Source organism: Kitasatospora sp. NPDC093102 (genome assembly GCF_040683915.1).
Classification (GTDB): domain Bacteria; phylum Actinomycetota; class Actinomycetes; order Streptomycetales; family Streptomycetaceae; genus Kitasatospora.
Map to the genome: position 1 here is coordinate 1 of NZ_JBFBFA010000088.1, position 11,087 is coordinate 11,087.

The following is an 11,087-nucleotide window of genomic DNA, read 5'->3' on the forward strand; positions in this document are numbered from 1 at the left end:
GAACCCGGAAGCTAAGCCTTACAGCGCCGATGGTACTGCAGGGGGGACCCTGTGGGAGAGTAGGACGCCGCCGAACAATTCTTCAGAAGAACCCCCATCCGGGTCCCGGATGGGGGTTCTTTGCGTTTCCGGAGCGGGGTCAGAGTTTGAGCTTGAATCCGACGTGTGAGGCCGTGAACCCGAGCCGCTCGTAGAAGCGGTGGGCGTCCGTGCGGGTCGCGTCGGAGGTGAGCTGGACGAGGTCGGCGCCGAGTTCGCGGGAGCGTTCGACGGCCCACCGGATCAGTTCGGTGCCCAGTCCGCCGCCGCGTTCGTCGGCGTGGATGCGGACGCCCTCGATGATCGTGCGGGTGGCGCCGGCTCGGGAGAGGCCCGGGACGACGGTGAGTTGCAGGGTGCCGACCGTGCGGCCGGCCCGGTCGGCGACGATCAGGTGCTGGTGCGGGTCGCCGTCGATGCGGGCGAAGGCGGCGCGGTAGGGGGTGAGGTCGTCGGGGCTCTCGCGGGTGACGCCCAGCGGGTCGTCGGCCAGCATGGCCACGATCGCCGGCAGGTCCTCGGCGGTGGCCCGCCGGATCGTCAGAACAGCCGTTTCAGTCATGATCAGAGACTAGAAGCACCCTGGTCCGCCGCCACACCCTGTCTACGCCCGTAGCACCCCTTCGCGGCCCTTCAGAAGGGCCGCAGGACCCCACCCGGCGTCACTCCCCCGGCCGGGCACTGGTGATGACGGCGAAGACGGCGCCGAGCGGGTCGACCAGCTGGGCCAGGCGGCCGACGCCGTGCACGTCCATGGCCGGGATCCGGACGGTCGCGCCGAGGGTGCCGGCGATGGCGATGCTGGCGTCGGTGTTGGGGACCTCGAAGTAGGGGAGCCAGTGCGAGCTGGTGCCTCGCGCGGTGTGCTCGGGGCCGAGCTGCATGATGCCGCCGTGGGCGTCGTCGGTGCCGCCGCCGGACGGGGTGAGGACGGTGTACATCACCTCGCCGAGCGGGACGTCCTGCTCCTGCCAGCCGAAGACGGCGCGGTAGAAGGTCTTGGCCCGCTCGGCGTCGACGCTGTAGCACTCGGCCCAGCAGAGGCTGCCCTCCTCGGTGACGAGGTCCAGGCCCCGGGTGTCGTGCGGCTGCCAGACCGCGAAGTCGGCGCCGGTCGGGTCCGTGTAGCCGGCCATCCGGCCCGCGGTGAAGACGTCGAAGGGGGCGAACCGGACGCGGCCGCCGGACTGTTCGACCAAGGCGGTGGTGCGGTCGGCGTCCTCGGTGGCGAAGTAGAGCGTCCAGCCGGGAGGGACGCTCTCGTCGGTGAGCGGGCCGAGAGCGGCGACGGTCCGGCCGTCGAGCTGGAAGAAGCCGTAGCCGCCGGCCTCGGGACCGGCCGAGTCGAAGGTCCAGCCGAACAGCGCGGTGTAGAAGTCGACGGACGCCCGGGTGTCGGGGCTGCTCAGGTCGAGCCAGTCCGGGGAACCGGGGCGGAAGTCGGTGTTGAGCATGGCGGCACTGCTCCTAGGACGGGGCCCGGACGGGCGCGGTCGACATCGGGCCCCCCTCGGTTCCTCCCAGCCTGGCACCTCGGCCGGGGCGGTGCACGGCAGGAGCTGCGGGATCGGAACGACGGGGTTGTCGGGGCGGGGCGGTACGGTGCGTAGCGGAAGCGATCCACCCGTACCGGTCGAAGGGGGTCCGGTGAGCAAGCAGGCGGCGCAGTCCGGGCAGCAGGTGCCGCGCCAGCTGGCGCAGGTCGAGGGCGTGCTGGAGCGGATCACCTACGCCAACGAGGAGACCGGCTACACGGTGGCCCGGGTGGACACCGGCCGGGGCGCGAACGACCTGCTGACGGTGGTGGGCGCGCTGCTCGGGGCGCAGGTCGGCGAATCGCTGCGGCTCCACGGGCGGTGGGGCTCGCACCCGCAGTACGGGCGGCAGTTCACGGTGGAGAACTACACCACGGTGCTGCCCGCCACGGTCCAGGGGATCCAGCGGTACCTGGGCTCGGGGCTGGTCAAGGGGATCGGGCCGCGGTTCGCCGAGCGGATCGTGGAGCACTTCGGGGTGGACACCCTGGAGGTGATCGAGAACGAGCCGGGTCGGCTGATCGAGGTGCCGGGGCTGGGGCCGAAGCGGACGAAGAAGATCGCGGCGGCCTGGGAGGAGCAGAAGGCCATCAAGGAGGTGATGGTCTTCCTGCAAGGAGTCGGGGTGTCCACCTCGCTGGCTGTGCGAATCTACAAGCAGTACGGCGACGCCTCGATCGGGGTGGTGAAGAACGAGCCGTACCGGCTGGCCTCGGACGTGTGGGGCATCGGCTTCCTGACGGCGGACCGGATCGCCCAGGCGGTGGGCATTCCGCACGACAGCCCGGAGCGGGTGAAGGCCGGCCTGCAGTACGCGCTGTCGCAGAGCACCGACCAGGGGCACTGCTTCCTGCCGGAGGAGCGGCTGATCGCGGACGGCGTGAAGCTGCTCCAGGTGGACGTCGGGCTGGTGATCGACTGCCTGGCGGAGCTGGTGGCGGCCGAGGGGGTGGTGCGCGAGGCGGTCCCCGGGGAGGGCGGCGAGCCGGTCACCGCGGTGTACCTGGTGCCGTTCCACCGGGCGGAGATCTCGCTGGCCAACCAGCTGGTGCGGCTGCTGCGGTCGGACGAGGACCGGATGCCGTGGTTCGGGAACGTGGACTGGCCGGTGGCGCTGGACTGGCTGGCGAAGCGGACCGGGGCCGAGCTGGCGCCGGAGCAGGAGCAGTCGGTGCGGCTGGCGTTGACCGAGAAGGTCGCGGTGCTGACGGGCGGTCCGGGCTGCGGCAAGTCGTTCACGGTGAAGTCGATCGTGACGCTGGCGCTGGCGAAGCGGGCGAAGGTGGTGCTGGCGGCGCCGACCGGCCGGGCGGCGAAGCGGCTGGCGGAGCTGACCGGGGTGGAGGCCTCGACGGTGCACCGGTTGCTGGAGCTGAAGCCGGGCGGGGACGCCGCGTACGACCGGGACCGGCCGCTGGACGCGGACCTGGTGGTGGTCGACGAGGCCTCGATGCTGGACCTGATCCTGGCGAACAAGCTGGTCAAGGCAGTGCCGATGGGCGCTCACCTGCTGTTCGTGGGGGACGTGGACCAGCTGCCCTCGGTGGGTGCCGGGGAGGTGCTGCGGGACCTGCTGGCCGAGGGCGGGCCGATCCCGTCGGTGCGGCTGACCAGGATCTTCCGGCAGGCGCAGCAGTCCGGCGTGGTGACCAACGCGCACCGGATCAACGAGGGCAGGCCGCCGCTGACGGAGGGGCTGGCGGACTTCTTCCTGTTCGCCGAGGACGACGCGGAGCGGGCGGCCGGGCTGACGGTGGACGTGGTGGCACGCCGGATCCCGCAGAAGTTCGGCTTCGACCCGCGCCGGGACGTGCAGGTGCTGGCGCCGATGCACCGCGGCCCGGCCGGCGCCGGGAACCTGAACACCCTGCTCCAGGCGGCGGTGACGCCGGCCCGGGAGGGGCTGGCCGAACGCCGGTTCGGCGGCCGCACGTTCAGGGTGGGGGACAAGGTCACCCAGGTCCGCAACAACTACGACAAGGGGCGGAACGGCGTCTTCAACGGCACAGTGGGAGTGGTGACCGCCCTCAGCGCGGACGACCAGCGGCTGACGGTGCTCACCGACGAGGACGAGGAGGTGGCGTACGACTTCGACGAACTGGACGAGCTGGCCCATGCGTACGCGGTGACGATCCACCGCTCGCAGGGCAGCGAGTACCCGGTGGTGGTGATTCCGGTCACCATGTCCGCTTGGACGATGCTCCAGCGGAACCTGCTCTACACCGCTGTGACCAGGGCTCGGAAACTCGTCGTGCTGGTGGGGTCACGCAGGGCGATCGGGCAGGCCGTCCGGGCCGTCAGCGCAGGTCGGAGGCACACCGCGCTCGACCATCGGCTGACAGCTGGATGATTATCCAACGGGATGGTTGCCTCTAATGTTCTCTTGACGTGAAGAGATTTACGGCAGAGCCTAGGGTGGGTGCCGATCTTGTCCGGTTCGTACCGGCTGCGGCGGCAGGTTTTGTAGGGGCGGGCCCTTTCGGGCCACCCCGGGTGCGCGACTGTCCTCCGGATGGGGGATGGTAGAGACAGTCAGGGCACCTTGGAAGAGGATTCATTTCGTCGGTGAGGAAGACGTGAGCGACAACTCGGTAGTACTGCGGTACCAGGACGGCGAGTACGAGTACCCCGTCGTCGAGAGCACTGCGGGCAACTCCGGCTTCGACATCTCGAAGCTGCTCCCGCAGACCGGCCTGGTCACCCTGGACAACGGCTTCGGTAACACCGCCGCGTACAAGTCCGCGATCACCTTCGTGGACGGCGACAACGGCATCCTGCGGTACCGCGGCTACCCGATCGAGCAGCTTGCCTCCGAGGGCGGCTTCATCGAGACCGCGTACCTCCTGATCAACGGCGAGCTGCCGAACGCGGACCAGCTGGCGGAGTTCAACCGCGAGATCACCCAGCACACCCTGCTGCACGAGGACGTCAAGCGCTTCTTCCAGGGCTTCCCGCGGGACGCCCACCCGATGGCCATGCTGTCCTCGGTCGTCGGCGCGCTGTCCACGTTCTACCCGGAGAGCCACAACCCGTTCGACGCGGCCCAGCGCCACCTGTCGACCGTCCGCCTGCTGGCGAAGCTGCCGACGATCGCGGCGTACGCGTACAAGAAGGCGATGGGCCAGCCCTTCGTCTACCCGCGCAACGACCTGAGCTACGTCGAGAACCTCCTGCGGATGACCTTCGCCGTCCCCGCCGAGGACTACGAGCTCAACCCGGTCGTCGTCAACGCGCTGGACAAGCTGCTCATCCTGCACGCGGACCACGAGCAGAACTGCTCGACCTCCACCGTGCGCCTGGTCGGCTCCAGCCACGCCAACCTGTTCGCCTCGATCTCGGCCGGCATCTCGGCCCTGTGGGGCCCGCTGCACGGCGGCGCCAACCAGGCCGTGCTGGAGATGCTGGAGAGCATCCAGAAGGACGGCGGCGACGTCGACTCCTTCATCACGAAGGTGAAGAACAAGGAAGCCGGCGTCAAGCTGATGGGCTTCGGCCACCGGGTCTACAAGGCCTTCGACCCGCGTGCCGCCCAGGTCAAGCTGCTCGCGCACGAGGTCCTCGGCCAGCTCGGCAAGAGCGACGAGCTGCTGGACATCGCGCTCAAGCTGGAGGAGCACGCCCTCAAGGACGACTTCTTCATCTCGCGCAAGCTGTACCCGAACGTGGACTTCTACACCGGCCTGATCTACCGCGCCATGGGCTTCCCGACCAGCATGTTCACGGTGCTGTTCGCGCTCGGCCGGCTGCCGGGCTGGATCGCCCACTGGCACGAGATGATCAACGACCCGACCAGCCGGATCGGCCGTCCGCGCCAGATCTACACCGGCACCGCGATCCGCGACTACGTGCCGCTGGACGCCCGCTGACCGGAGTGGAGCCGATCGCCGGCCCGCACGGAAGCTGAGAGGGGCCCGGCCGCTGTCCGAGCGGCCGGGCCCCTTCGCGCCCCGGTGGCGTGCCCGAGGGCCCGCGCGGGGACGGAACCGAACGGCGCACGACTCCGGGGCCGGCCGCAACCGGGGACGGCCGCTCAAAGCGTCCCTGGCCCGCCGGAACCCCGGCGTCGTGCGCGACGGCCGTCGAGACCGACGACCGTTCCCGGGGCCCGCCGGAGCCCCGTCGGCGACAGCCCGGTGGAAGCGCGGGAACACGTTGCCGTTCAGCGTGTCCCCGCCCATCGGAAAAACTGCCGCACTACCAACCTAAGACGTATCAGGGTGCGAGAAGTTACGCCCGGGGGGTGTGAGCTGCCTCTCGCCACGCTCCGTGTGCGCGTCGTACCGCGCCCATATCACACGTTCACTCGCGCGGGACGTCACCCTCCCCGCAGTCACGGCAACCGAGCGTGATAGGAATCGTGGCATTCCGGTACGGACCTCGCGCACATTCGCAGCGCGACGGCGGGACTGGGGAGGGAGTGGGCAGATGGCCAGGAACGTCGTCGTCACCGGCGGTGGCACGGGAATCGGGTACGAAGTCGCGCGTCGGTTCGTCGAGGCCGGCGACCACGTGGTGATCGTGGGCCGCCGCCGGGAGGTCCTGGAGAAGGCCGCGGCCGGCCTCGGGCCGAACGTCACCCCGCTGGTGTGCGACCTCGCCGATCCGGACGCCGTCGAGGCCGCGCTCGCCGACCTGCCCGAGCGGATCGACGTCCTGGTCAACAACGCCGGCAGCCGGGAGACCGTGGTCGGCGGCGGGCCGCACGCCCTGCTGGCGCGCTGGCGCGGCGACTTCGAGCGCAACGTGCTGACCGTGGTGCTGCTCACGGAGTCGGTCCGCGACCGGCTCACCCCGGGCTCCGGCCGGGTGGTCACCATCAGCTCCATCGCCGCCCTGCGCGGGGCCGGTTCGTACGGTGCGGCGAAGGCCTCGCTGCACGCCTGGAACCACTTCCTGGCCGCCCAGTTGGGCACCTCGGGCATCACCGCCAACATCGTCGCGCCGGGTACGGTCGCGGGCACCGAGTTCTTCGGGCCGCGGCTGGACGAGGCCGAGGTCGCCCGCCGGGCCGCCCGCACCCTGCTCGGGCGGATCGGCGAGACCGGAGAGGTCGCCGCGGCGGTGCACTTCCTGGCCTCGCCCGAGGCCGGCTTCATCACCGGCGAGATCCTGCACTGCAACGGCGGCGAGCTGCTGGGGCGTTGAGGCCCCGGAACGCCCTGTTCGCGTGAGGGCCCCGGACCGGTACCGCGGTACCGGTCCGGGGCCCTCACGCATCCGGGCTCAGTCGGGCTGGAAGCGGCGCAGCCGGAGGCTGTTGGTGACCACGAAGACCGAGGAGAAGGCCATCGCGGCCCCCGCGATCATCGGGTTGAGCAGGCCGGCGGCGGCCAGCGGGACCGCCGCCACGTTGTAGCCGAAGGCCCAGAACAGGTTGCCCTTGATGGTGCCCAGGGTGCGTCGGGAGAGCCGGATGGCGTCGGCCGCCGAGCGGAGGTCGCCGCGGACCAGCGTGAGGTCGCCGGCCTCGATGGCGGCGTCGGTGCCGGTGCCCATCGCCAGGCCCAGGTCGGCCTGGGCGAGTGCGGCCGCGTCGTTGACGCCGTCGCCGACCATCGCGACGACCCTGCCCTCGGCCTGCAGCCGCTTGACGGTGGCGACCTTGTCCTCGGGGAGCACCTCGGCGATCACGTGTTCCGGTGCGATGCCGACCTCGGCCGCCACGGCCTCGGCCACCGTCCGGTTGTCACCGGTCAGCAGGACCGGGGTCAGGCCCAGCGCGCGCAGCCTGCCGACGGCCTCGGCGCTGGTCGGCCTGACCGCGTCGGCGACCTCCAGCAGGGCCCGGGCCTCACCGTCCCAGCCGACCGCGATCGCGGTGCGGCCGGCCGCCTCGGCGGCGGCCCTGGCGCGGGCCAGGGAGGGCGGCAGGTGCTGCGCGCGGTCGGCCAGCAGTGCCACGCTCCCGGCGACCACCGTGCGGCCCGCCACGACCCCCTGCACGCCCCGTCCGGGCACGCTGTGGAAGTCCGCGACGGCGGGCAGTTCGCCGGCCCCGGCGGCGGCCTCGGCGATCGCCCGGGCGATCGGGTGCTCGGAGGCGTGCTCGACGGCGCCGGCCAGGCGCAGCGCCTCGGCCTCGTCCACGCCCTCCGGGGTGTGCACGGCGACCAGGGCCATCCGGCCGGTGGTGACGGTACCGGTCTTGTCGAGGACGACGGTGTCCACCGTGCGGGTGGTCTCCAGGACCTCGGGACCCTTGATCAGGATGCCGAGCTGGGCGCCCCGGCCGGTGCCGACCATCAGCGCGGTCGGGGTGGCCAGGCCCAGGGCGCACGGGCAGGCGATGATCAGCACGGCGACGGCGGCGGTGAACGCCTCGGTGGGGCTGTCGGTGACCAGCAGCCATACCACCAGGGTGGCCAGGGCGATCAGGATGACGGCCGGGACGAAGACCGCGGAGATCCGGTCGGCCAGCCGCTGGGCCGCGGCCTTGCCGTTCTGGGCCTCCTCGACCAGCTTGGCCATCCGGGAGAGCTGGGTGTCGGCGCCGACCCGGGTGGCCTCGACCACCAGGCGTCCGCCCGCGTTGACGGTGGCGCCGGTGACGGCGTCGCCGACGGTGACCTCGGCCGGGACGGACTCGCCGGTGAGCATCGAGGCGTCCACCGCCGAGGCTCCCTCGACCACCACGCCGTCGGTGGCGACCTTCTCGCCGGGGCGGACCACGAAGCGGGTGCCGACCGTCAGCCGGTCCACCGGCAGCCGTACCTCGCGCCAGACCCGTCGTCCACCGCCACCCCCGTCCGAGGACGCCTCGCGCCCGCCCCCCTCGTACTGGAGGACGGCGACGTCCTTGGCGCCGAGATCGAGCAGGGCGTGCAGCGCGGCGCCGGCCCGGCGCTTGGAGCGCGCCTCCAGGTAGCGGCCGAGCAGGATCAACACGGTGACGGCGGCGGCGGTCTCCAGGTAGAGCGTGGCGGAGGCGTCGGTGTCGCCGATGGACAGCGAGAAGTCGTGGTGCATCCCGGGCATGCCGGCGTGGCCCCCGAACAGCGCCCAGCAGGACCAGCCGAAGGCGGCCAGGGTGCCGAGCGAGACCAGGGTGTCCATGGTGGCGGCGCCGTGCCGCAGGTTGGTCCAGGCGGCGCGGTGGAAGGGCAGGCCGCCGTGGACCACGACCGGGCCGGTGAGCGCGAAGGCCAGCCACTGCCAGTTGGTGAACTGGAGGGCCGGGACCATCGACAGCAGGACCACCGGGACGCTGAGGACGGCGCTGATCAGCAGCCGCTCCCGTTGGGGGTCGGCGGCCGGCCGGTCGGGGGCCGGGGCGCCGGCGGCCGGTTCGGGGGCGGCGGGCACCGGCGGCGGGGGGAGCTCGGCGGTGTAGCCGGTGCGCTCGACGGTGGCGATCAGGTCCTCCACCGTGGTGCCGGGGCCGAAGTCGACCCGGGCCTTCTCGGTGGCGAAGTTGACGGTGGCCTCGACGCCGTCCATCCGGTTGAGCTTCTTCTCGATCCGGGCCGCGCAGGAGGCGCAGGTCATCCCGCCGATCGACAGCTCGACCCGGTCCCGGGCCCCGAGGTCCGGGGCGGACGTGCTCATGCGGATCAGCTCCTTGGTGCAGGTGGACGGCGGGGGATGCTGCGGAGGCCCCCGCCGCCGCCCCCGGGTGGTTCAGGCGCTGCGGCCGATCAGCTCGTAGCCGGCCTCGTCGACCGCGGCGCGCACCTGCTCCTCGTCCAGCGGGGCGGTGGAGGAGATCGTCACGGTACCGGCGTTGGCGTCGGCGGTGACCTCGGTGACCCCGGCCAGGGCGGAGACCTCCTCGTTGACGGCCTTCTCGCAGTGGCCGCAGGTCATGCCGGACACGGTGTAGGTGATGGTGCTGGACATCGGAGGCCTCCGGGAGGTCAGGGCGGCCCGGGCGTTCGCCCGGGTGCGGCGCTGTCAACGACTCTCCTGACACCATACCCCTCTAGGGTATTTCCGGGGGTGGTGGGGTGGGTCGCCCGGCGGCGCACGGGCTCAGGGCTGGCCGGGCTTTTGTCGTGATCGTCCCTTATGTTCGATATGTGTTTCCGCTCCGCCGCGCCCAGTCTCCCTCGACTCCCACGGCAGCCGGACTGCCGCAGGACCGGCAGCGCGGCGCCCTGCTCGCCGCCGACCTCCAGGACGTGCCGTTCTGGCGGCGCGCCACCCCGGCGCTGGCCGCCGTCCTGCTGGTCGCGCTCGCGGACTTCCTCTCCGGCAAGGACCGCTACCTGGCCCCGTTGATGACCGTGGTGCCCACCATCGCGGCGCTGACCCTGAAGCCCGGCGAGCTGCTCCTGGTCTGCTCGCTCGGGTTGCTCGCGGTGTTCGGGCTCAGCCACTACGACCGGGCCGCCACCATCAACGACGTCCGCTTCCTGTACGGGGCGATGATCAGCTACGTCGTCCTGACGCTGTTCTCGGCCTGGGTCGCCAAGATCCGGATGCGGCGCGCGGCGGCCTTCGCGGCCGTCAGCTCCGTCGCCGAGGCCGCCCAGCGGGCGCTGTTGCAGCTGCCGGGGCCGACCGTCGGGCCGCTGCGGCTCGCCGTGCGGTACGTGTCGGCGGCGGACGCCTCACGGATCGGCGGGGACCTGTACTCGGTGCTGGAGACGCCGCACGGTGTCAGGGTCGCAGTCGGGGACGTCCGGGGCAAGGGACTGGCGGCGGTGCAGACCGCGGCGGTGGTGCTGGGCGCGTTCCGCGAGGCGGCGTACGACGAGGCCGGGCTGCGGGGCGTCGCGGCGCGGATCGAGGCCAGCGTCGAACGGCACGTGCCGGACGGGGAGTTCACCACGGCGCTGTTCGCGGAGTTCCGTACGCCGGGGGTGATGGAGCTGCTGCAGTACGGGCATGTGCCGCCGATCCGGGTGGACGGCGAGGGGCGGGCGCACGTGCTGCACGCGCCCGACCCGTGGGTGCCGCTGGGGCTCGGCCGGCTGGCGGCGGGGGAGCCGACCACCTGGGGGCAGCCGTTCGGGGCGGAGGACGTGCTGGTGCTCTGCACGGACGGGGTGATCGAGGCGCGGCACCGCAAGAGCGGGGAGTTCTACCCGCTGGCGGAGCGGGTCGGGCCGCTGGTGCGGGGAGCTGCGCGCTCGGAGGGGGAGCTGGAGGCGGCGGTGGGGCGGGTGTACGCGGACCTGCTGGCGCACACGGGCGGGGAGCTGCGGGACGACGCGCTGTTGCTGCTGATCGCACGGACGGACGCCCCCTCGCGCCCCTGACGGGGCCCGGGGGGGGCTGCGCGGGGAGGGGATGAGGGCCTGGGGAACTGCGCGGGGAGGCTCAGGCGGCGGTGACCTCCGCGAGGGTGCGGAAGACCAGGGCGGTGGAGGTGGCGCCCGGGTCCTGGTGGCCGATGCTGCGTTCGCCGAGGTAGGAGGCGCGGCCCTTGCGGGCCTGGAGGGGGACGGTGTCGCGGGCACCCTGTTCGGCGGCGTCGGCGGCCGCGGCCGCCCCCCCGGGGGGGGCGGCCCCCGTGGCGGCCCCGGGGCGGGAGGCGGAGATCCGGAGAGCGTGGTGTAGGGAAAAAGTGTA

General features: G+C 72.2%; 9 protein-coding genes and 1 rRNA gene. 5 read left to right on the forward strand and 5 right to left on the reverse strand.

What is annotated here, in order from left to right; translation table 11 throughout:
* A 5S ribosomal RNA gene (rrf, locus tag AB0O11_RS38260) occupies positions 1-76 on the forward strand; the annotation flags it as partial.
* Positions 77-139: 63 nt separating this feature from the next.
* Here the strand turns inward: rrf and AB0O11_RS38265 are convergent.
* Together AB0O11_RS38265 and AB0O11_RS38270 are read right to left on the reverse strand one after the other, a co-directional pair.
* Positions 140-601, reverse strand: a complete 462-nt coding sequence (locus AB0O11_RS38265) for a GNAT family N-acetyltransferase (protein ID WP_363396929.1) — start codon at positions 599-601, stop codon at positions 140-142.
* A gap of 100 nt (positions 602-701) precedes the next feature.
* Positions 702-1,493: a VOC family protein gene (locus tag AB0O11_RS38270; RefSeq protein WP_363396932.1), complete on the reverse strand. Its 792-nt coding sequence runs from the start codon at positions 1,491-1,493 to the stop codon at positions 702-704.
* A gap of 193 nt (positions 1,494-1,686) precedes the next feature.
* Between AB0O11_RS38270 and AB0O11_RS38275 the strand changes: the two genes are divergently transcribed.
* The 3 genes from AB0O11_RS38275 to AB0O11_RS38285 all read left to right on the forward strand — a co-directional run bounded on the left by AB0O11_RS38275 (position 1,687) and on the right by AB0O11_RS38285 (position 6,719).
* The gene (locus tag AB0O11_RS38275) at positions 1,687-3,924 is read left to right on the forward strand and encodes an ATP-dependent RecD-like DNA helicase (protein ID WP_363396934.1); all 2,238 of its coding nucleotides are present in this window, start codon (positions 1,687-1,689) and stop codon (positions 3,922-3,924) included.
* Between the two features lie 226 nt (positions 3,925-4,150).
* On the forward strand, positions 4,151-5,440 hold the full coding sequence (locus AB0O11_RS38280) for a citrate synthase (RefSeq protein WP_224282239.1): 1,290 nt from the start codon (positions 4,151-4,153) through the stop codon (positions 5,438-5,440).
* Between the two features lie 559 nt (positions 5,441-5,999).
* Positions 6,000-6,719, forward strand: coding sequence for an SDR family oxidoreductase (locus tag AB0O11_RS38285; protein ID WP_363396937.1), 720 nt, complete (start codon positions 6,000-6,002; stop codon positions 6,717-6,719).
* Positions 6,720-6,797: 78 nt separating this feature from the next.
* On the opposite strand, the gene AB0O11_RS38290 is transcribed toward AB0O11_RS38285, so the two are convergent.
* Both AB0O11_RS38290 and AB0O11_RS38295 read right to left on the reverse strand, forming a co-directional pair.
* Positions 6,798-9,119 carry a heavy metal translocating P-type ATPase gene (locus AB0O11_RS38290; protein WP_363396940.1) on the reverse strand — a complete coding sequence of 774 codons (2,322 nt, stop codon included), beginning with the start codon at positions 9,117-9,119 and terminating at the stop codon, positions 6,798-6,800.
* 72 nt (positions 9,120-9,191) lie between these two features.
* Positions 9,192-9,410, reverse strand: a complete 219-nt coding sequence (locus tag AB0O11_RS38295) for a heavy-metal-associated domain-containing protein (RefSeq protein ID WP_363396943.1) — start codon at positions 9,408-9,410, stop codon at positions 9,192-9,194.
* Between the two features lie 179 nt (positions 9,411-9,589).
* Between AB0O11_RS38295 and AB0O11_RS38300 the strand changes: the two genes are divergently transcribed.
* Positions 9,590-10,774: a PP2C family protein-serine/threonine phosphatase gene (locus AB0O11_RS38300; RefSeq protein ID WP_363396946.1), complete on the forward strand. Its 1,185-nt coding sequence runs from the start codon at positions 9,590-9,592 to the stop codon at positions 10,772-10,774.
* A 61-nt stretch (positions 10,775-10,835) separates the two neighbouring features.
* Here AB0O11_RS38300 and AB0O11_RS38305 read toward each other — a convergent pair.
* A partial coding sequence (locus tag AB0O11_RS38305; protein ID WP_363396949.1) for a DAK2 domain-containing protein occupies positions 10,836-11,087 on the reverse strand: 252 nt, incomplete at its 5' end.